Genomic DNA, 22,525 nt, shown 5'->3' with positions numbered 1-22,525 from the left:
TGTTTTACTGGCATGGTAGTAAAGTATAATTGTTTTCTTTGTAAACTTTACCGAGCTACCCTTACCTAGTCGAAACCGATTGCTATATTTTATTGGTTAAACATGCATTCTTTCAGAAGTATTTATTTTTATTTGTTGCTGTTATTTTGGTCTCCTACCCTGGCTATAGCCCAACAAAAATTACCTGTTCCTAAAAACATACAGGCTACCTTTCTAAAAGGCACCAGAACCGAAAATGGAAAACCAGGCAGCAACTACTGGCAAAATACTGCCGATTATACCATTAAAGTAAACTTTGATCCTAGAACAAGACGGGTGGCCGGCACAGTTGATATTGTGTATGTAAATAACAGCCCGGACTCCCTGAAGCAAATCTGGTTTAAACTGTACCCCAACCTGTACCAGAAAGGCGCTCCCCGGGATGTTTCTATTGATCCAGAAGATATAGGTGAGGGAATAAAAATTGAGCAATTTAGCTTTAACAATAATGCCCTGGACCCCAACAAGCTGGTTATAAACAATACCAACCTGCCAGTTCGCATAAAAACGCTGGCCCCAAAAGCTACCGGCAAATTTTCTATTTCCTATTCATATATCCTGAACAAGGGCTCTCATAACCGAACGGGTCAGGTAGAGGAAGGCGCTTATTTTATAGCCTATTTCTTTCCCCGCATTGCCGTTTATGATGATATTGATGGTTGGAACAAACACGCTTACACGGGCTCTCAGGAATTTTATAACGATTTCTGCAATTTCAGAGCAGAAGTAACAGTACCTCAAAATTATGTTGTCTGGGCTACCGGCGACCTTACCAATGCTAACCAGGTATTAAAAGAGAAATATGTACAGCGTTTGCAGAAAGCCGAAACCAGCGACGCCAGTACAAACATTATTGAGAAAGCAGATATAAAGCAGAAAAATATTACCGCTGCTAATGCTCATAACACCTGGATTTTTGAAGCCAAGGAGGTAACAGATTTTGTATTTGCCACCAGCGATCATTACGTTTGGCAGGCCAGCAGCCTCGTAGTAGATCCACAAACCAAAAGAAGAACCCGGGTAGATGCCGTTTATAACCCGGATCATAAAGATTTTGAGGAAGTAGTAAGCTTTGCCCGTAAAACAGTGGAAGCTATGAGTTTTACTTTTCCCAAATGGTCTTTCCCTTATGCCCACATAACGGTATTTGATGGCTTAGACCAGATGGAATACCCCATGATGGTAAACGATAATCCCCTTAAAGAGCGAAGTGCTACTATTGAGTTAACAGATCATGAGATTTTTCATACCATGTTTCCTTTTTATATGGGTACCAATGAAACTAAATATGGCTGGATGGATGAAGGTTGGGCTACCTTAGGCGAATGGCTGATTTCTCCTATGATTGACCCTGCCATTATAGATGATTACGGAGTGGAGGCTTACGCTAAAATGAGCGGAACAGAAATTGATTCGCCCATTATTACCTTAAGCACCCAACAAGCTGAAGTAGCCTTTTTCCTGAATTCCTATCCCAAGCCAGCCTTAGGCTACCTGTATGTAAAAGATATGCTCGGCGATGACTTATTTACCAAAGCTCTCCACACTTATATAGACAACTGGAAAGGCAAACATCCCATGCCCTATGACTTTTTTAATAGCATGAATGCGGGTGCCGGTCGTAATTTAGATTGGTTTTGGCAACGGTGGTTTTTTGATAGCGGCTCTCCTGATTTGGCCATTGGACAGGTAACTCAAAGCGCGGGAAAATACCAAGTAGTAATAGAAAATAAAGGCACGAAGCCCGTACCTATTGATTTAAAAGTTACGTTCGATGATAAAACCGTCCGTAAAATTCATCACAATATTTCAGTTTGGGAAGAAGGCAACACCAATGTTACTATTACCATAACTACTCCTAAACAAATTAAGCACTTAACGCTAGGCAGCAGTCACGTTCCGGACAGTAATCCGGCTAATAACCAAAAAGAAGTAAAATAATTACTGAATACCAGCATTTAGCTGGGTGCAGCCTCTAGCCTACTCTTAATAAAAAGCTCTTTGGGCAAAGAACTGTAGAAGGCTTACTAAATATTTTGTATTTTATGCTATAAGCCTTAAGAACGGCCCTAAAGTAAAACGCCTTACCAATCTTTATTGGTAAGGCGTTCATGTAGATGTTTTCTCTGATTCATAGACTATAGATTCTTAAAGAAGCTAGCATATCCATCCGGAGAAACTTTAACAACAAAGTTTTCTTTTTCGTTTTTCAAGTTAAAATAATACGCAGTTTCGTCAGTAGAATATTTAACGATACCAGCAATACTGTAACCCGGATAAGATTTAACTAAACTCTTCAAGGCAACCGGAGAAATTTCAGTGTACTCTTCTACTACTTTAGTTGTACCTAATAATTCGCCATCGAAGTTGTAGTAAGCAGAAAGTTTTTCACCATTAAAGATAAAAGTAGCTTTCTGGAATTTAGAAGAAACTTCCCAGGATACATCTTCAGCTCCTTTGAAGGTAGAAGAAAATTGAGACAGCACTACAGAAGAAGCTTTTGCTTCTTTTTTAGCCGATTTTTTGTCTGATACTTTAACTTCTGCAAATGCATTTACTGATAACGCCATTACCAGTAAAGCGGAGTAAATTGTTTTTTTCATGACATTTAATTTTAATGTTCGATACAAATATACGGCAATCATTAAATGTTTGTCAATGAAAAAAGCTTTTATTTAGTAACTTTTCATAAAAATTAATATTTTATTAATAAAACAGCAATTAAGATAATGTTTACTTAATATTAGCTTACAAGAAGCTTTAAGCCTTTAATACTTTTTAAACTTCTCCCCATTTTTTCAGAATGTTTAACAACAGTATGTATTTGTATTTATTTTTCATTTACCAATCTTCACAATCCTTTACAAATTAAATAATATTCAAGAAATTTAATATGTTTAAATGAACTTGAGTGCCAACCTGAAAGTATTCAGAGATTAGCATTAAAAAATGAGATTCAAAACTTTCCTATTCTTATTTATTAACCCTCCGGATATATTTTACAAACCGGTTTATGCAAAACTTTAACAATTCTGGCCTGAAGCCTCACAACTAGTAGAACATAAGGCTGCTTTCGTAGTAAAGCGTTAAACAGAAGAAGTTTTATACTTTGAGTAATTCTCAAAAATGTATTTAATTAGTAAATCTACGGACTCAGAAATAAAGAGCCTTTCTTATTGTTAATTATACAATATATAGATAACTTAAAGGCTTTATTTTACTTAGTACTTTAAATCCACCACAGAAATGAAAATCAAATTTATCTTAACGGGTTGTTTAGCCCTGATAAGCTTATTTGGAAATGCCCAGGACCGGGTATGGAAAAATAAAAAATGTGCTGTTTCGCTTACCTACGACGACGCCCTTAATGTAGACTTAGACCATGCTATACCCGCCCTGGATTCGGCTGGCTTCAAAGGCACTTTTTATTTATCCGGCTATTCCCAGGGTTTAACCAATCGTATACCAGAGTGGCGAACGGCTGCTGCAAACGGCCACGAATTAGGAAACCATACGCTTTTCCATCCGTGTGCTGGCAAACCAACCGGCCGTAGCTTTGTGGTACCGGAGTATGATTTAAATAATTATACGGTAAAGCGTATTGCCGACGAGGTAAAAATGACTAATGCCTTACTTAAATCGGTTGATGGAAAAACGAAACGCACCTTCGCCTATCCTTGCGGCGATACCGATGTAAACGGGGTGCCGTATTATGATGCTATTAAATCGGAGTTTGTGGCTGCCCGGGGCACGAGAACAGAAATGTTAAAAATAAATAATATGAACATGGCCGATGTAGGTTGTTATTTGGTGAACGGACAAACCGGTGACCAACTGATTAGCCTGGTAAAAAAAGCTATGGAAACCAATACTTTATTGGTGTTTTTATTTCATGGGGTAGGCGGCGAACATTCCTTAAATGTATCCAGAAAGGCCCACAGCGAGCTCGTACAGTTTTTAAAGCAAAATGAAAAAGATATTTGGGTAGCCCCTTTTATGGACATTGCTGAATATGCCCAGTCTTTTGACAATACACCAAAAGCAGTTAAACCTGCAAATAAGAAACAAAAGTAAGCCCCCCCGCTACGAGTTACTTTATAGTTAATTAGCCTGGACAAAGCTATTGCGGTTTTGCCCTGGCTAATTATGGCAACTTTTTCTCTGACTTTTTCCTTATGCATAAACTTTTACACCAACTGGTGTTGCCAGTAATATTTTTATTATTGAATGCAGCAGCAATGGGGCAGACCAATCCCATAGCTAAAGGCCACCCCAAATTTTTAGGTAATATTTACAGCAATGCCCAAAGAGCAGGTTTCACAAATTACTGGAACCAGGTAGCGCCCGAAAATGCCGGCAAATGGGGTAGCGTAGAAGCATCCCGCGATGTTATGAACTGGACGGAACTGGATGCCGCCTATAAATTAGCTAAAGATAATAATTTGCCATTTCGCTTCCACGTGTTACTATGGGGCAACCAGCAACCCGCCTGGATCGAGAATTTACCGGCAGCAGAGCAATTAGAAGAAATAAAAGAGTGGTTTGCCGCCGTAGCGCAACGTTATCCGGCTATTGATTTATTAGAAGTAGTAAACGAACCCATTAACGATCCGCCTGGCAGTGCCGGTAACGGTGGCGGAAATTACATAAATGCTTTAGGCGGGACAGGAGCTTCTAATTATGATTGGATTGTGACTTCCTTCCGGTTAGCCCGTCAATATTTTCCCACTACTAAATTAATGCTTAATGAATTCAACATCATTAACAACACCAGCAACCTGAACAAGTATCTTCAGATTATAGATTTACTTAAAGCGGAAAACTTACTTGATGCGGTAGGCTTCCAGGGCCATGCCTTTTCTACCAAAAACACACCGGCATTTACAATTACGAATAACATAAATTTATTGGCAGCCACAGGCTTACCCGTTTATGTTACCGAAATGGATATAGACGGACTTAACGATAATATTCAGTTAACCGAATACCAGAGAGTGTTCCCGCTTTTCTGGGACCATGAAGCTATTAAAGGCGTAACGCTATGGGGTTTCCGCCCGGGTCTGTGGCGCGATGCACAAGGTGCTTATTTAATAACCACAAACGGCACCGAGCGCCCTGCCTTAACCTGGTTAAGACAATATGTTTCTAAATCAGCGCTGGGTATTAAAAAAGCCCCCATTCAAGGATTGGCCATATACCCGAATCCCATAAAAAATAAGAACATCACCATTTCCGGACTTAAGCGTAACACCTCCGTTAAGGTCTATGATGTACTGGGAAACCTGGTACAAAAAGAACAAACGCTTAAGCCGGGCGAGCAGGAATTTGCTATAAACCTGCCGTCGGGCTTATACTTGCTGCACCTGGAGAGCGAAAAAGAGCAAGCTGTTCAGAAGCTTATAATAGAATAGAGAAAAGCCTGTAAAACTACATACTACTTTCGGCTATTTTAATAATTGGCTGATGAAGCACCGGAAACTTCACAGAGTTAGCAATAAAGCACATCCTGTTAGCTTCCTGGTGCAGTTCCAGCGCTATAGCTACCATTTCCGCTTTGGCAACAGAAACAACTGGCTGCAGCATTACTTGGGTAAAAGCTCCGCTGCCCTCAGTTGTTTCCTGCATGGTACCAATTGCTTCATCCACATAATCTACTACTACAACCTGATTAACCGCGCATAAATGCAGATACCAAAGCATATGGCAGGCTGAAAGCGAAGACACCAACAAATCTTCCGGATTATGCCGGCTTTTATCTCCCCGAAAGGCCGGGTCGGAGGATCCTAAAATAGCAGACTTATTTTGGATGAAAATACTATAATCGCGGTCATAGGATTGATAGTTAACTGTTCCTGTCCCTTTGTTACCCGTCCACAACACCGTAGTTTGATAAGTATGTTTCTGTGCCATTTCTCCTTTATTTACTACTTTTTAAAATGCTATCTAACGCTTCCTCAAACGCTATTCTACCAGTAAAAAATCAGCTATGGCTTTTTCCTGACCATTTAAGATAACAGAAAGCCTGTGCTGGCCTGGATAAAATTTACGGGTAGTAATATACTTAAAGCTTTGTTTGCGGGTAACTTTTACCATCTCTGAGGGCTGATATGCTTTCTCGCTTATTTTAAATACTTTCCGGGCAAGTTGGCCATTTGCTTTGTTGTAGTACAAACTGTACTCCAGTCTTACTCTTTGTGAATCCTGATGATTGTTTTGCACCGAAAAAGAAAATATTAAGTCGGAACCTAACTTTACCTCCTCAGTATGAATTTTAAAATTAGTTAGGGACAAAGCTTCTAAATTTTGTAGCTTAAAATAACTTAAAATCTCCGGATGCCCTTGTTTTAGTAAAGTGCGGCAACCATGCTTAATAATTTTATCTGTTTCTGGGCTTACTCCTTTCCATTTATGAGCAATAGATAATACCACTTCCGGATGATCTTTCGCAATATCATTTAAATTATTAGCCACGCTTCTCCGCACGAATTCAGATGGATCGTTTTTCAAAAGTTCCAGTATAGGCAGAATTGGAGAAGGGTCTTTTTTGAGAGCCGGTATGGCCATTGCCCATGGCAGGCGGGGGCGCATTCCTTCGCTGGCCAACCGCCTTACATTTGGGTGTTCATGCAAAGCCCAAGCCTGCATTTGCGCTATCATTAGTTCTGGATATTGGAGCAAAAATGGCCGGACCGCAAATTCACAACTGGTAAATTGCGTTATTTTTTCCATAGCCTGCACCGCCGCATCAAAAGACTCCAGTCCATACTGCTCCAGGTAGTCCGGCAGAAACATGTACTCCAGCGAATTGGGCTTGTGGCCGGCTGCTAATAATTCCTGTATAAGTTTTTCTAATAGCATAACGGCCGCGGGAAAATCCGCAGGCAGAAACTCATGCATTACTGTAGCAACATGCCGCATTCTTTCTTTTAGCTCTCTTGCCTCCCATTGCGCGTCAAACAGCAAAGTCCAAAACTGCTCTTTATTAAGATCAGGAATTACCCGTTTTAACGTATCTGAAAATTGGGTAAAGAAAGCCGGAGAATAAATATCTTTTAAGAGGGTGCTCATGCTAATAGGTGTGGCTTAATACTTTAGAAGCAAAGGAATATAATTTATTTTAAAAAATTAAACTCTCTTTCATGGAGCCTCTTATCTAAGCTTTTCTAAATAAAAAAGACGGGCTTATGGCCCGTCTTTTTGTTCACTTACAACTAATTAAATTATTTTTTAGATCACCTCCAAAACCACTACCGAGAACGGCGGCAATTTAACTTCTAAATTATTTCCTTTTAAGTTGGCGCCTTTAAAGGCAACCGGAACAATTTTGTTTGGGTTTTGGAATGAATTATAATCCTGTAGTTTCTGAGAAGCTAAAATTCTACCTCTAACAGTTTTGTATTTTACTCCCTGCACATTAATACTTACCGTTTGGCTAGTTTTTGCATCTATGTTGGTTAAGGTAATATGTGTTTTACCAGCCGCATCCTTGGATGCAGAACCTGAAACCGCTGGTAATTTATTGCTACCCAACACGTAGTCTTTCGTTTGAATAGTTAGCGGCAGCAACTTAGCATCCTGGTGCACATTATACATTTCCATTACATGATAAGTCGGCGTCAGGATCATTTTTTCTTCGTCGGTTAAAATTACCGCTTGCAGTACATTTATAGCCTGGGCTAAATTAGCCATGCGCACCCGGTCCGCGTGGTTATTAAAAATATTCAAGGTTAAACCCGCAATCATAGCATCGCGCATGGTATTCTGCTGATACAGGAAACCAGGATTGGTGCCCGGCTCTACTTCGTACCAACCACCCCATTCATCTACCACTAAGGCTACTTTTTTCTGCGGATCGTATTTGTCCATAATAGCTGCATGCTTGGTTACCAATTCTTCCATTTTGTACGCTTCCTGCATGGTGTTAAAATATTGCTCTTCGCTAAAAGTAGTAGAAGGGCCTTTTTTATCCCAGTTGATCACTGAGTAATGATGCAGGGCTACACCGCCAAGCATGTTTAAAGGAACATTCTTCATCAGCACTTCAGTCCAGTTATAGTCATTGGAACTGGCGCCCGAAGCAATCCGAAATATTTCTTCTCCGTCTGTAACACCGGTCATATAGGTAGCAAACTGACGATATACGTTAGCATAATATTCAGCCGTCATGTTACCACCACATCCCCAGGCTTCGTTACCAACGCCCCAGTACTTCACATGCCACGGTTTATCGCGTCCGTTCTGCCGGCGCCAGTCCGACATCGGGCTCTTACCACCAAAGTTGGTATACTGTACCCAGTCTTTAAGCTCCTGCACCGTACCGCTACCCACATTACCAGATAAATAAGGTTCAGCTCCCAACATTTCGCACATATTCAGAAAGTCATGCGTACCAAAACTGTTATTTTCCGTTACGCCTCCCCACCAGGTATTTACAATAGTTGGGCGATTAGCTTTCGGGCCTACTCCATCTTTCCAATGGTACGTATCGGCAAAACAGCCACCTGGCCAGCGCAGATTAGGCACTTTCAACGTTTTTAGTGCCGCCACCACATCATTCCGGATACCATTGGTATTGGGTATGCTTACATTGCCTTCGCCTACATAAAACCCGCCGTAAATACAACGACCTAAATGTTCAGCAAAATGACCATAAATATGTTTGCTAATAGTATTGGATGGCGCATCTGCTCTTAAAACAGCCGTATTCTGAGCAAAACTATACTGGGTAAAGAAAAGAGAAGAGAAAAATAAGAGTACTTTCTTCATGATTAGGGTACTACCTTTTACTTAAGTTATATATATTATTTATTTACTGAAAATTGATAAACTGTAGTTGTTTTATAAGTCTGTCCCGGACTTAAAGTAGTGGTTGGAAAAGAAGGTTTATTTGGAGAATCCGGAAAATGCTGGGTTTCCAGACAAAAAGCAGAGCGTAATTCGTCTTTAGCTCCTCCTTTGATAGTATTTTTGCCACCCATAAAATTACCGGTATAAAATTGAATGCCCGGCTCCTGGGTTAATACCGTCATGACAATTCCAGACTTATCGCCAACTACCGTAGCGGCCTGAGTTAGCCCCCCGCCTTTGTTCGCATTTAGCACATAATTATGGTCAATGCCAGTACCAAATTTTATCTGCTCATGATTAGCTTCTATATTGGTTCCTATTGGCGTGGGTTTTCTAAAATCCAGCGGCGTTCCGGCAACCGGTTCTATTTTACCAGTTGGAATAAGAGTAGCATCAACCGGCGTATAGGTATCAGCATTTATTTGCAGACTATGATTTAAGATACTGCCACTACCTGCTCCGTTCAAATTAAAATAAGCATGATTAGTAAGGTTAAGTACGGTTTTTTTATCAGTTGTAGCGGTATAATCTATTTTTAAACCGTTTTTAGCGGTGGCAGTATAGGTAACCTGCGTATTTAAATTTCCCGGATAACCTTCTTCCATATCTTTAGACAAATACGTAAGCAGCAACGTACTATCATTTGGTTGCTCGGCATCCCAAACAACTTTCGAAAAACCTACTTCCCCACCATGCAAGCTGTTTGGTCCATTGTTAGCAGCTAATTTATATTCTTTGCCATCCAACTTAAATTGAGCTTTGCCTATCCGGTTACCGAAACGACCAATAAGGGCACCAAAAGAGCTTTCGCCGCTACCGGTAAAAGGTTCTAACTTATCAAACCCAACAATTACATCAGTAAGTTTTCCTTCCTTATCCGGTACAAACAAACTAACCACGCGCCCGCCGTAATTGGTAATAGCTACTTGTATGTTCTGGTTTTTTAAGAAATACAGGTCGGTTTGCTTGCCATTAATAGTATCCTGAAAGTCTGCTCTACTGGGCATTTGGGCCTGTTGATTAGTAGCGGAAGCCGAATCAGCAGACGCTCCGGTATTTTCTGCTTGTTGGTTAGTTTTGTTACAACTTGTTAAGCCGATAACCAAACCTAAGCCGGTTGCTACCAGGGTGGAGCCAAAAAACTTAGTCTTTTTCATATAGGGTTTATGCGGTGAATATTAAGTGTAATTTTTACATTTATAAATTTGAGTAAATGTAGATGATTCTTAAATATTTTACAATCATAGTTTTATTCATTATTTATATTTTATAAGGTTTACAATAAATGCGCTAGAGTATAAAAAAATCTTTAACTAAAGAGGAAAAACTTTTTACCATTTATCATGGAAAAGCAAAACTTCTCCACTCTGGGCCTGTGCTACTACAATCTCTTAATTAATTTGCTTATAATTGAAGTCATAAAATAAAAGCAAAGCCCTATTTACAGCACAAAATGAAATATTCTGGACAGGCAAGACTGCTGGTAGCAGTAGACTGTATAATTTTTGGGTTTGACGGCGATAATTTTAAAATATTATTGATACAACGGGGCTTTGCGCCCGAAAAAAAGAAGTGGAGCTTGATGGGCGGCTTTATTCAACCAGAGGAAAGCCTGGAAATAGCTGCTAATCGTATATTAAAAAAGCTTACTGGCCTGGAGGGAGTATACATGGAGCAGTTACAGGCATTTAGTAATCCGGATCGCGATCCGGTAGAAAGAACCATTGCTGTAGCTTATTTTGCTTTGATAGATATTCAGAAGTACCAAAAACAATTAAGCACCGATTATCATGCTGAGTGGTTTCTACTGGACAAAATGCCCAAGCTTATTTTAGACCACAATCCAATGGTAGAAATTGCTAAAAACCGTTTGCGCTACAAAGCTGCTTTGCATCCATTATTATTTGAATTGTTACCAGAAAAGTTTACCATTCCGCAATTACAGGCGCTATATGAAGGGCTTTACAGTACTACTTTCGACAAAAGGAATTTCAGCCGCAAATTGTTATCAACGGGTTTGTTAATCCGGCAAAAAGAAAAAGACAAAGAAAACTCACGCAAAGGCGCCTTTTACTTCAAGCTCGATAAACTTAAATACTCTGACAACTTTGATGCTTTTTTAAAGTTTATTCCTAACCCGGATAAATTTATTTCCTAAAACACCAAAGCTGTCACCCTTGTAAATTTTTATAGAGAGCGGCTTGTTATAACCTGAAAGAGCAGAGCAGATGCCAGAACTCCCCGAAGTAGAAACCTATCGCCGGTATTTTGACCTTACAGCACTAGGCAAAACAATAATCCACCTGGAAGTAGAAGACCACCGCCAGCTAACTACTGATTATGACCTGCTGCAGCAAAGCCTAAAAGGAGCAACATTAACGGACACCTCCCGCATTGGCAAACATTTCCTGATTACGCTTAGCTCCGGCAAAATATTGGTATTGCATTTTGGCATGACGGGTAACCTGATGTATTATCGGGATGCAGAAGACACCCCTCGCTTTGCCCGGGTTATATTTTATTTCAGCAACGGCTATAAACTTGCTTTTATCGATTCCCGCAAATTCGGCCGGGTTGGTTTAGCCGATAGTATAGAAACTTATAAAAAACAGAAAAACCTTGGCCCGGACGCCTTGGATGTAACTTTACCTCAGTTGAAAGCCAGCTTAGAAAAAAGAAAAGCTCCTATAAAGGCTTTACTCCTCGACCAGAGCATACTAGCTGGTGTTGGAAACTGGATTGCAGATGAAGTTTTGTTTCAGGCCCGGATTTTTCCGGCTAAACCAGCTAATACACTTACAAATTTAGAACTAGAGCATCTACATCGGGCTATTCAGGTAGTGCTGCAAACAGCCATTGATGAGGAAGCCATATACCACAACTTTCCCAAAGACTTCCTGATCCATTCCCGAGGTTGGGAAGATTCTCCTAAACCTGTTTTAGAAAGAGAAGTGTGCCCACGGCACCAATCTGCTTTAACCATTGCAAAGATGGGTGGGCGTACAACATACTTTTGTTTGCTCTGCCAGCCGGTATAATAAGTAATTTAAGGTTGCTTATGGTGTGGCCAGTTTATTGCGCAATTCCTCAGCATCTACCAAATGCTCCTTTATCACTGGAAGATTTTTACTAATAAATTCCTGAATATCCGGCTTTTGAATTTCCTGGCTGGCCCGCTCATATAGCGCCAGCGCATCTCGTTGCGCTTTCACCTGTAGGTTAGCAAACTCCAAGTCAAAGCTTTTGCCGGACTTATTACTCAATCGGCTACGTATAACCCGTTGTTCTATATTTAAGGAGTCTTTAGGAAGCAGGCTTCCTTCCTTACTTACCAGCTTAAATAAGTGTTTAGTGTGGTCGGTATAATCGATGATAAGCTGATTGCCAAAAGATTTTATTTCTGGGGTGCCGCTCCGGATGTAGGCTTTTTCGCCTACCTGAAGCTGAAACATAGCATTATACATGGCATTGGATAAAAACTGTTGCGAAGTTAATTGCTCTTCCACTTCTTCAGGCTTGTCACATCCCACCAGCAGCCCAAAAGCTATTATACAAATAATTATATTAAAAAAACTGTACATCTTTTTCATATTTCGTCACATATAATTTAAAAAAATATATGAATAAATCTATATTGTTAAATTAATTTCAACCTAACATCTATTTCTATTCAAATCCGCTAACGTATTGAATAAAAATATGTTATCTTAATAATTCAAATCCGTAATTCTCCGCAGCATATTTAAGTAAGAAAAGACATAGATCACGATAAATACTGAGGAACAAGGGTTTAAATTAAGTTTTTGTTAAACAATTTATTTTTCAATACCCCTTTAAACCTCGTCCTACTACTGGCGTCTAAACAGCAGCCCGCTTAAAACTGCAACTATGAAACATCTTATTACTTCTTTGCTTCTTTTAATACATTTTCAGGTATGGAGCCAGACTATTCCTGTAACAGGTACCGTCGTTGACGGCAAAGACAAATCGGCTATGCCGGGTGCTACTGTTCTTCTTACACGTATCCCAGACTCAGCAAGAACGGTAGCCATTACAGATGGCAGCGGCAAATTCAGGATGGAAGCGCAAAATGGCCGTTTTGTTTTAAAAATTTCTTTTCTGGGTTATGTTAGTCTACAACGGCCTGTTCAGGTTACCGGCCCCGTTGATTTAGGAACGCTTTCCCTAAATAATAATACAAACCAGTTAAGAGAGGTAGAAGTAATTGGCCGGGCACCGGTAGGCGAACAAAAAGGTGATACTGCTCAGTTTAATGCCCGTGCCTTTAAAACAAACCCAGACGCTACCGCCGAAGATATGGTGCAGAAAATGCCCGGTGTAACTATGGAAAACGGTCAGGTAAAAGCCCAGGGCGAAAACGTAGGCCGGGTTTTGGTAGATGGCCGGGAATTTTTTGGAGATGATGCCGCCGCAACGCTGCGAAACTTACCCGCTGAAGTAGTAGATAAAATTCAAGTATTTGATCAGCAAAGCGATCAGGCCCGAATGACCGGCTTTAACGATGGCAATACCATTAAGACTATTAATATTGTAACCCGACCTAATTTTAGAAATGGCAAGTTTGGTAAAGTATATGCCGGCGCCGGCGATGACGGGCGCTACCAGGCAGGAGGCAACCTGAATATTTTTAAAGGCGACCAGCGTATCTCTATTCTGGGGCAATCTAACAGCATTAATCAGCAAAATTTTAGTAGCGAAGATTTAGTAGGCGTAATGGCTGGCGCCGGTGGTGGTGGCCGCAGAGGCGGTGGCGGCCGTGGTGCAGGCGGAGGTGGTAATGGAGGGGGTCCCGGAGGATTTGGCGGGGGTGGTGGCGGTAACTTTGGCGGTGGCGCCGGCAACTTTCAGGTGCCACAAGCTGGAGGCATAAATACTACCCATGCCTTGGGCATTAATTATTCTGATAAATGGGGCAAAAAAATCACTGTAACCGGTAGCTATTTTGCCAACAGAACAGATAATAAATCCAATCAATCCACATTTCGGGATTATATAACTACAACCGGTGATACCACTTATGCGGATAATCAGATTAATTCCAGCACTAATATGAACCATCGGGCTAACCTACGCCTGGAGTATAATATAGATTCTGCCAATACCATTTTTTTCCGTCCCAGATTAAGCTTCCAAACCAATAATGGTAGTTCCAGTTTAACCGGAGAAACTAATTCTGCTGTATCTCTGGTAAATGCTACTTCTAACCTGTTTAACTCTAATTTAACCGGGTACAACCTGGCCGGGGAATTAATCTACCGCCATTTATTTCCCAAAAAAGGCCGTTCTATTTCACTTGGCATAAACTCCAGCTTAAACAATAACAATGGAGAAAATCAATTAGACGCTACTAATAGGTACTCTTCAGAAATGGGCAATAGTACCATTATTCAGAGACAACAGTCTACTTTAGTAAAAAATGGGTACATGCTTTCGCCTAACATTACCTATACCGAGCCCCTAAGCCAGCGTAGCCAGTTGCAGTTAAACTATACCGCCACTTTTCAGCAAAACGATTCCGATAAACGCACTTATGATTATTCAAACGCTGAAGAATCTTATTCAGAACTAAACACGACGCTCTCCAACAGTTTTATCAGCCAAAATCCGCAACAACAGGTTGGAGTAGGCTACCGTTTCCAGGCGCAAAAATATAACTTCTTTACCCGGGTTGCCTATCAATATTCCCGTTTAGAGAACGAAGCCTTATATCCTACTGCCCTTCAGTTTGAAAAAACCTTTAATAATGTGGTGCCTTTTGCCATGTTTCAATACAACTTTACCCGACAAAAGAATTTACGCGTTTTTTATCGCAGTAATACCAATACGCCATCTGTAGATCAGCTGCAGAATGTGTACGATATTTCTAATCCGTTACAACCCAGAATCGGGAATCCTGATTTAGATCAAAGCTTCCAGAATAATGTTACCATGCGGTACTCGGCAAGTAATGTTAATAAATCAAGCACTTTCTTTGCTTTAGTTAGCGGGAATACGGTGCAAAACAGCATTGTGAACCGCACTTTTACTGCACCTGAAGATGTTGTTGACAATACCGGAACCGTAATAGTAAAACGCGGAACTATTGTATCGCAACCAGTTAATTTAGATGGTCAATATAGCATTACCTCATTCCTCACTTATGGTATACCTGTAAAAATTATAAAATCTAATTTAAATTTTAATTTGTCCGGTATGTTTAACCATAGCCCCGGGCTAATCCGGAATCAATTAAATTTTTCTGATTCCAGGACCTTGGGTGGTGGTCTAACCATCAGCAGCAACATTAGCGAAAGATTAGATTTCACCATTTCATCTAACTCCAGCTTTAACCATACCACTAATACCCTGAGCGCTAATAGTCAATTTTTCAATCAGAACAGCCGGGCCCGCTTAAACTGGATTTTCTGGAAAGATTTTGTTTTTCAAACCGATTTAACCCAACTAAGATATACTGGTTTAACCGCGGGTTTTAACCAAAATTTTACGTTGTGGAACCTGAGTTTGGGCAAAAAATTATTTACAGATAAGCGCGGCGATATCCGCATTTCGGTGTTTGATGCCTTGAAACAAAATAATAGTATCCAACGCAACATTACGCCGAATTACATTGAGGACGTGCGTAGCTTGGTACTGCAGCGCTACTTTATGCTTACTTTTACTTATAACATCCGGAGCTTTGGATTAGCAGGTGCCGGTAGTATTCCAGGTGGTGAGAATAACAACCGGGGAAACTTCGGGAACCCGGTACCAGGCTCTTTACCGGGTGGTCCAGGAAGAGTCCCTGGCGGAGGCGGATACCATTAATTTTATTGCAAACGAAAAAGAAATAACCATTAAGACCTAACTTCTCTTAAGTAGGAAGGCTTCATAATGGTTTTTTCTTTATTAGAAGTGGCTTAGTAGGTAATGCCAAGCTTTTTAAAAAGAGATTGCCAAAGATAGATAGGGCCTATTAAAAGAAACTTTAGCTCATCCAGGATAGAAGGCATTTTACCTTCTATCATATGACCAATAAACTGACCAATCCCAGAGAGGATAAATATACTTAAACTTATTTTCCATAATGGCGGCCAACCTGCTAATCGTTCTAGCTTTTCCAGGCTTATAATTATGGTTGAGAAAATTATTATTGATAACCACATAGCCACTGCCAAACGGAAAGACAACCGCCAGTAATAAAGGATAGCAAAAGCTATTAAGAAAGTAGCAAAATTCAGGTACCGCTGGGCGCCTCCTAACCAAGAAAACTGGGGGAAAGAAATACTCCAGACCAACCCGAGAATACTAAAGACAAAAAGTGGAACACAAACCCAGTGAATTCGTTGGTTTACCGGGTGCTGATGACGCTGGCTATATTGAGCAAAATAAACATCAACCGGACGCAAGGCTTTCTCCATAAATAAACTCAGAAAACAATTCTGTACTATTAAAACTGGCCGACGGCGCTTTTCTATACCAGGAGCAGGAATAATTTTTTACTTAAAGAATTTATCCTGAAGAGCAGTATGTATTCTATATTTAGGAAGTATGCTTATTAATATAACAAAAACAAAAGGCCTCAGTTGAGGCCTTTTGTTTTAAAGATGTTTCCCCATACATATACTGCCTTCCAAGCCTACATAAGGCTCAAAATTCTCAATAATTCTAAAGCCATGCTTTTCAAAAAATTTAATGGCTTCGGGTTGTTGTTCCCCTGTTTCTAAAACCGCTTGCTTATAATTTCTTTCTTTCGCCCACTTTTCAAGTTCATCTACAACAGTAGAGGCCACCCCATAATAACGATAGTGCGGATTTACATACATCCGTTTTATTTCTACTGTATCTTTATCAATTTCCTTAAAACAACCACAACCAATAGATACTTCATTTATTTCAGCAACTACAACGGTATCTAAATGATCAATATTGATATTTATATCGTAATGATAGTTGCCACCATTATACCGGCCCTGCAAATCATCGTCCAGTTCGTAGATTAGCGTCTGAAAATCCTTATCGTCGCTGTTAGTCCTTTTTATTTTGACCATTTACTTTTTTACTTCACTATACTAGGGGCGAAAGTAGGGACTTATTCCAAAAATGCCTAATACCAAATTCTTTTTGTTTTATACAAATAGAGTCAAAGTACTACCCGGTTTGTATCGACTTCAGTACCTTGATAGCTACAGGACCAGACTTACTTTTAGTTATTCTTATACTACTGCATTTTTAGAAGCAATATTAAACTTCTCTTTTTAAGTACTAAGCTTTACAAATTTTACATAAAAAAAGCCAGCGGTTAGGCTGGCTTATTGGATTTAGGGGTAGGTAAAGTAAAGGTAAAATAGTGGTAGGTAAAGAGGTTACATAGTAGCCAGTAAGTTGGCTTGTTTAGCGGCTAAATAAGCCATGAAAGCTTTCTGCTGGTTTGGGCTAAGTAAAGCTACTACTTGAGCTTTATAAGTTTCCTGTATCTGTTGTAGTTTTACATGCAGTTCTACTGAACCGGCTTCCATTGTTTTCTGTACTGCTTGCACATCCGCTAACTGGGCTTCAGTTAACTTTTTGATCTGGATGTATTCATATTCGTTAAAGCGAAGCAACTCCTGTAACTGACGAACTTCTATACGGGCTGTCTGTTCCAGAGCAGCATCAAACCGTTGCTGATCTTTTGCCCCATTGGCAAAAGTTATAGTAGAAAGGATCAGGGTGAAGGCTAGAAGTAGGAAGTGCTTTTTCATATCACTAATGCTTTTTGTCTTAGTTGATAATCAAAAGTACTGCACAGAATATAGCACTAGTATATATTTAGATAAACCTCTAACTAAACCTGTTAAAGATCCCCTTTTACCCGGTAAACCTCCTCCTTATTTGATGACTGTAAGTAACAAAAAAGAAAATGCAGCTTTAAAAATTTTAAATAAATGATACTTGCTGAATGATTTTGCTTACAAAATATGTTAATCATCAGAAAGATGGCAAAATTGTATTCTTCCACTTTAATGCGGCCTGCTATTTATGCACTTAGAACCCTGTCAAAGCTGTTGTGAAAATTTTATCATTATTTAATAAAAGAATTAAGTTAACTATACTTAATATTAAACCAGAATTAAAAATTTATTAGACTATTCTAATAATTCATTTCAATTAAAAGCTAATAAACCCCAGAGTAAATTAGGGTATAGCATAACAGGTTTATATATAATTTAAGCCTCTACCTTTCAATTGATTTAATGAGAAAACTTATAAATTAAGTAATTCGAGCGGAAGTAAGAGAAGGAAATGAGAGAAGGAAATAGAAGCAATACCCTCCTAAACCATGTGATGGATAACTCCCAGGATCTGATCTGTACCATCGATTCAGAGGGTCGGTTTATACAGGTAAGTCAGGCATGCAGTCAGATTTTAGGCTATAGCCGTCAGGAACTGGAAGGCAAACATTCAAAGAATTTTATCCACCCGGAATTCCGCGCCAAAACCTTAGAGGCTTCACACGCTATAAGTGCAGGGAATGCGGAGAGGAGTTTTGAAAATTGCTACCTGAATAAGAATGGTCAACAAGTGCCGATCCGATGGTCAGTAGTGTGGTCGGAGGAAGACAAGTGTTTTTTATGTATTGGAAAGGATCTTTGTGCTAGTAAGGCCGCCCTAACTGAGACACATAAAAGAGAAGAGTTTGAGCGAATTTTGGCCATGCATGGGGTTGATATGGTGGCGTTATTAGATGAAGAGGGCAATTACCTTCATGTAGTTGGTCCTGTCATACAAAACCTTGGATATGAACCGGATCAATTAATTGGAAAAAATGTTTTCCCCCTGATTCACCCCGAAGATGCAGGCAGGGCTCAGGCAACACTAGCTCAAGTAAAGACTTCCAACGAGCCTCTCAAATTAGCAGATTTTAGATTTAAAACTTCTGATGGGCAATGGTGTTGGGTAGAAACAACGGTTAGTAATCAATTAGAGAATCCGGCTATTCAAGCGATTTTTGTTAGTTCTCAGAACATAACTCAACGTAAAAGGGACGAGTTAAATCTAGAGGAAAGTGAGCAACGCTTCCGGAGTTTATTTGAGAATAACCCGGATTTGATGGTTTACCAGAATGAAGCAGGCTATATACTGGATGCTAATGCAGCCTTTCTTGCTTTCATGAATAAAAAAAAGGAGGAGGTTACCGGTAAGTTAATTTTTGATTTTCTGCCTCCCGATATAGCCCCAATATTCCGGCAGAACTTACAGGAGACTTTTTCCGGCAAAAAGGTAAATTTTCAAGTTAATGCAAATTTCCTCGAACAAGGATCTAAAGTCCTGCAGGTTATCAAGGTTCCCCTGATAGCAAACAATAAAGTAATAGCCGTTCATGTTGTCATAAAGGATATAACAGCGGCTAGCCTGGCACAAAGGACTGTTGAAAATCAAGCCAAAAAGCTCAATACTATTTTTGAAAGCATTACCGAGGCCTTTTTTACCTTAGACAAAAACTGGAACTTCACTTACATAAACCAGGAGTTCTATAAAGTTTTATTTAAAGCTGGTGAAAATTTTACCGGAAGAAACATTTGGGATGTTTTTCCGGAGGAGGTTAACAAGATTTTCTATCAGCAGTACCATCAGGCGGCAAATACGGGTAAAGCTGTTCATTTTGAAGCTTATTTAACTAAACTGGAAAAATGGCTGGAGGTAAAAGCATTTCCATCCGAAGAAGGATTGTCGGTTTACTTTAGTGATATTACAGAACAGGTAAATAACAAAAAGGAGCTGGAGAAGTTGTCCTTAGTAGCCCGGAAAACCACCAATAGCGTTATAATTACTGATGCAGAAGGTTTAACCGAATGGGTTAATGAAGGCTTCACCAACCTGACCGGCTACACCTTATCTGAAATGGCCGGCAAAAAGCCAGGAGAAATTCTACAAGGACCCGAAACGAATTCAGAAACAGTAAAAAGGGTTAGCAAAAAACTTAAAGAACAAATCCCCTTCTCTGATGAAATAATTAACTACAAAAAGTCTGGCGAAAAATTTTGGTTCTACAAAGAGATTACGCCTGTTTTCAATAAGGCGGGGGATTTATCAAAATTTATTGCCATTCAAAAAGATATTACAGAGAGAAAAAAGGTAGAGCAAGAACTTAAAAAGCTATCATTCGTGGCCAGTAAGACCATAAATGGTGTGTTTATTACAAATGCCCAAGGGCAAACCGAATGGATAAACGAAGGCTTTACCCGCATAACAGGATACACCCTGGATGATGTTTCAGGTAAAAGACCAACCACCTTGCTGGAAGGACCTGAGACAGATCCAGCAGAACTAGAGCGGATACGTACCAAATTTCAGGAAGGGGTTGCGTTTAACTCCCAAATTATAATTCACCATAAATCAGGTGAACCTTTATGGGTGTCGATGGATTTTAGCCCGGTTCATAATGAGCAAGGAATAATAACACAGTATATCGCAATTTTTAAAAATATTACCTTCCGCAAAGAAGCAGAAGCTAATCTGCAAAGAATGGCCAAAGATCTGTATGCGCGTAACCGGGATATGCAGCAGTTTACTTATATTATTTCTCATAACTTTCGTTCTCCCGTTGCCAATGCATTAGGTCTTATCAGCATGTTGGAAAGTGTTAGTAAGGACTCCGCTAACTTTGATCAGGCTTTAACTTATTTAAAGAATAGCATTGTTCGGCTGGATGAAATATTGAAAGATATAAACTCCATTTTATCTATCCGGGATAAGATCCATGTGCTGGAAAAGGAGAGTATAAAGCTGGTGGATGTAATTGAGCAAACTATATATGATTTCCAGGCTACTTTAGATTATTGCCAGGGAGAAGTTAGTTTACATATAGAAGAAGAACTGCAGGTTCAGGCAAACCGGGCTTATATGTACAGCATCTTTAATAACCTATTATCTAACGCCATTAAATACCGTTCACCCGAGCGTCCGCTTCAGATTACCATTCAGGCCCATACAAACGCGGCAGGAACAAAAACAATTAGCTTCTCGGATAACGGATTGGGTTTCGACATGAAAAAAGCCAAGGATAATGTTTTCAAACTCTATAAAAGGTTTCATGCCACCAAAGAAGGAAAAGGTATTGGTTTATTTCTGGTAAAGATGCACATAGAAGCTATGGGCGGGCAGATTCAGGTAAATAGCCAGGTAAATAGTGGAACCAGTTTTACTATTATTTTAAAGTAAGAACGCATGCAAGCTTTTATTATTGATGATAAATGAGTCAGCCTATTTCTGGTTAAAAAATAAACTGCAAGCAGAAGGATTTACCGGAACAGTTTCATCTTTTCTTTCTGCCGAAGAAGCCCTGGAGATGATGGTATTGGAAAATGAAACAAAGCTGCCAGAACTAATTTTATTAGATCTTGATATGCCTGGAATGGACGGCTGGGAATTCCTGGAGGAACTGGAACCCTATAAACCGCAAGTTAAAGCCAGCTGTAAAATTTTTATCCTGACCTCTTCCTTGAGTTTGGATGATACGGATAAAGCCTCTACTAACGATTTGATTAGCGGGTTTAAACATAAACCATTGGATGCAACTGATGTACAGGAAATTCTGTCGCATTTATAAGGGCTAGTTAAGAGAATATAAGAAGGAAAGAAGTTAGGTCTGGATATTTATTTCTAAAAGAGAAGCCTGGCAATTGGTGATTTCTCCTTTTTCTAATTGATACTTGATTTACCAATATTCCTTTAAAACCAGATGCATAGAAGTGGCCCATTATCTGCATTGCCCTCTTAGGTATTCTTGATGTTATCTGGTTGTTTAAGAATAATTTACCCGTAGCTCTTTCGATCGCATTTACTTAATTTGCTGGGAGTGTAACCAATCATGGGTTTACAGTTCCGATTAAGAGAGTTTTTTGGGAATGGATGAGAATATTGTGGCCTCTTCTAATTTTAGAAACTTTCCAGTTCCTCGATTAACTTATAATAGGAAGGCGTAACTAAATAAGCCCGACAAAATTATTATTTACCTGTTTGAGCAGATGAGGAACAAACTCACCAAGGTGCAATTTATGATCTTCCATAGTGGCTTTACACCCTTCCCCGAACATCCAATAAATTATGCTTACTAACCTGTTGCAAGAAGAAACCAAATGTTTTGTAATAAGGGCTTCTTAATTAATCAGAGGTAACAGACATAAACTAGTAGCAGATAAAAAAATCAGATCATTTTTATCAGTAAGATAGTACAAATCCTTTTCTGGTATACTTCTAGATTTAGGTCGCTGTTATAAATAATTTTGAATATAAATAAATGCTTAACCTTTTCCTTAGGTTCATAAATCAGCGTATAATTCGGCTAATTATTAGTTATATTTTGTTGGCACAGTTTAAAAACAAAAGCCAGCTTTTTGCTGGCTTCAGGTAAAATAGTGGTAGGTAAAGTAAGTATTATTGAATAGCTAATAAGTTAGCTTGTGTGGCCGCTAAATAAGCAGAGAAGGCTTTCTGTTGTGAATCGTTTAATAATGCACTTACTTTTGCAGTATAAGCATCTTTAATCTGTTGTAACCGGATGTGTAGCTCGGCAGCATCTGTATATGTTTGTTTAGCGGCTTGTAAATCTGCTAACTCAGCTTTGGTTAATTTCTTGATCTGGATGTATTCAAATTCA

Annotated in this window: 18 protein-coding genes; 8 read left to right on the top strand and 10 right to left on the bottom strand. The window is 39.5% G+C overall.

The features are described from left to right. Nucleotides 1-102: 102 nt before the first annotated feature. A complete protein-coding gene (locus ADHAQ_RS0114475) occupies nucleotides 103-1,980 on the top strand; it encodes a M1 family metallopeptidase (protein ID WP_034256835.1) in 1,878 nt (625 codons plus the stop codon). A 197-nt stretch (nucleotides 1,981-2,177) separates the two neighbouring features. Here ADHAQ_RS0114475 and ADHAQ_RS0114470 read toward each other — a convergent pair whose 3' ends face one another. Further along, nucleotides 2,178-2,642, bottom strand: coding sequence for a hypothetical protein (locus tag ADHAQ_RS0114470; RefSeq protein ID WP_157433426.1), 465 nt, complete (start codon nucleotides 2,640-2,642; stop codon nucleotides 2,178-2,180). A gap of 643 nt (nucleotides 2,643-3,285) precedes the next feature. On the opposite strand from ADHAQ_RS0114470, the gene ADHAQ_RS25800 reads away from it, so the two are divergent. Next, nucleotides 3,286-4,113, top strand: a complete 828-nt coding sequence (locus ADHAQ_RS25800; protein ID WP_051359938.1) for a polysaccharide deacetylase family protein — start codon at nucleotides 3,286-3,288, stop codon at nucleotides 4,111-4,113. 101 nt (nucleotides 4,114-4,214) lie between these two features. After that, nucleotides 4,215-5,450, top strand: a complete 1,236-nt coding sequence (locus ADHAQ_RS25795) for a T9SS type A sorting domain-containing protein (protein ID WP_071781118.1) — start codon at nucleotides 4,215-4,217, stop codon at nucleotides 5,448-5,450. A 16-nt stretch (nucleotides 5,451-5,466) separates the two neighbouring features. Here ADHAQ_RS25795 and ADHAQ_RS0114455 read toward each other — a convergent pair whose 3' ends face one another. The 4 genes from ADHAQ_RS0114455 to ADHAQ_RS0114440 all read right to left on the bottom strand — a co-directional run bounded on the left by ADHAQ_RS0114455 (nucleotide 5,467) and on the right by ADHAQ_RS0114440 (nucleotide 10,043). After that, complete coding sequence (locus tag ADHAQ_RS0114455) at nucleotides 5,467-5,949, bottom strand: OsmC family protein (protein WP_026463543.1); 483 nt, start codon at nucleotides 5,947-5,949, stop codon at nucleotides 5,467-5,469. A 51-nt stretch (nucleotides 5,950-6,000) separates the two neighbouring features. Beyond that, entirely contained in the window at nucleotides 6,001-7,107 is a 1,107-nt protein-coding gene (locus tag ADHAQ_RS0114450) for a DNA alkylation repair protein (RefSeq protein ID WP_026463542.1), read from the bottom strand. A gap of 159 nt (nucleotides 7,108-7,266) precedes the next feature. Next, entirely contained in the window at nucleotides 7,267-8,805 is a 1,539-nt protein-coding gene (locus tag ADHAQ_RS0114445) for an alpha-N-arabinofuranosidase (protein ID WP_026463541.1), read from the bottom strand. Between the two features lie 35 nt (nucleotides 8,806-8,840). Continuing rightward, nucleotides 8,841-10,043: an aldose epimerase family protein gene (locus tag ADHAQ_RS0114440; RefSeq protein ID WP_051359937.1), complete on the bottom strand. Its 1,203-nt coding sequence runs from the start codon at nucleotides 10,041-10,043 to the stop codon at nucleotides 8,841-8,843. A gap of 296 nt (nucleotides 10,044-10,339) precedes the next feature. Here ADHAQ_RS0114440 and ADHAQ_RS0114435 point away from each other — a divergent pair, with 296 nt between their 5' ends. After that, nucleotides 10,340-11,044, top strand: coding sequence for an NUDIX hydrolase (locus ADHAQ_RS0114435; RefSeq protein WP_026463539.1), 705 nt, complete (start codon nucleotides 10,340-10,342; stop codon nucleotides 11,042-11,044). Nucleotides 11,045-11,114: 70 nt separating this feature from the next. Next, on the top strand, nucleotides 11,115-11,924 hold the full coding sequence (locus ADHAQ_RS0114430; RefSeq protein ID WP_026463538.1) for an Fpg/Nei family DNA glycosylase: 810 nt from the start codon (nucleotides 11,115-11,117) through the stop codon (nucleotides 11,922-11,924). 18 nt (nucleotides 11,925-11,942) lie between these two features. Here ADHAQ_RS0114430 and ADHAQ_RS0114425 read toward each other — a convergent pair whose 3' ends face one another. Further along, a complete protein-coding gene (locus tag ADHAQ_RS0114425; protein WP_026463537.1) occupies nucleotides 11,943-12,476 on the bottom strand; it encodes a DUF4142 domain-containing protein in 534 nt (177 codons plus the stop codon). A 298-nt stretch (nucleotides 12,477-12,774) separates the two neighbouring features. Here ADHAQ_RS0114425 and ADHAQ_RS0114420 point away from each other — a divergent pair, with 298 nt between their 5' ends. Further along, the gene (locus ADHAQ_RS0114420; protein ID WP_026463536.1) at nucleotides 12,775-15,711 is read left to right on the top strand and encodes an outer membrane beta-barrel protein; all 2,937 of its coding nucleotides are present in this window, start codon (nucleotides 12,775-12,777) and stop codon (nucleotides 15,709-15,711) included. A 92-nt stretch (nucleotides 15,712-15,803) separates the two neighbouring features. Here ADHAQ_RS0114420 and ADHAQ_RS0114415 read toward each other — a convergent pair whose 3' ends face one another. The 3 genes from ADHAQ_RS0114415 to ADHAQ_RS0114405 form a co-directional block, all read right to left on the bottom strand. Further along, nucleotides 15,804-16,304, bottom strand: a complete 501-nt coding sequence (locus tag ADHAQ_RS0114415; RefSeq protein ID WP_051359936.1) for an Mpo1 family 2-hydroxy fatty acid dioxygenase — start codon at nucleotides 16,302-16,304, stop codon at nucleotides 15,804-15,806. Nucleotides 16,305-16,484: 180 nt separating this feature from the next. Further along, nucleotides 16,485-16,934: a GNAT family N-acetyltransferase gene (locus tag ADHAQ_RS0114410; protein ID WP_026463534.1), complete on the bottom strand. Its 450-nt coding sequence runs from the start codon at nucleotides 16,932-16,934 to the stop codon at nucleotides 16,485-16,487. A gap of 315 nt (nucleotides 16,935-17,249) precedes the next feature. Beyond that, nucleotides 17,250-17,627, bottom strand: a complete 378-nt coding sequence (locus ADHAQ_RS0114405) for a hypothetical protein (protein WP_026463533.1) — start codon at nucleotides 17,625-17,627, stop codon at nucleotides 17,250-17,252. Between the two features lie 541 nt (nucleotides 17,628-18,168). On the opposite strand from ADHAQ_RS0114405, the gene ADHAQ_RS0114395 reads away from it, so the two are divergent. Further along, a complete protein-coding gene (locus ADHAQ_RS0114395; RefSeq protein ID WP_084523850.1) occupies nucleotides 18,169-21,087 on the top strand; it encodes a PAS domain S-box protein in 2,919 nt (972 codons plus the stop codon). 25 nt (nucleotides 21,088-21,112) lie between these two features. After that, entirely contained in the window at nucleotides 21,113-21,475 is a 363-nt protein-coding gene (locus ADHAQ_RS25790; protein WP_051359935.1) for a response regulator, read from the top strand. 827 nt (nucleotides 21,476-22,302) lie between these two features. Here the strand turns inward: ADHAQ_RS25790 and ADHAQ_RS28350 are convergent. Next, a partial coding sequence (locus ADHAQ_RS28350; protein WP_034256834.1) for a hypothetical protein occupies nucleotides 22,303-22,525 on the bottom strand: 223 nt, incomplete at its 5' end.

Source organism: Adhaeribacter aquaticus DSM 16391, from assembly GCF_000473365.1.
GTDB lineage: Bacteria > Bacteroidota > Bacteroidia > Cytophagales > Hymenobacteraceae > Adhaeribacter > Adhaeribacter aquaticus.
The sequence above is the reverse complement of the archived record's forward strand: the minus strand, read 5'-3'. Positions and strand labels throughout refer to the sequence as shown.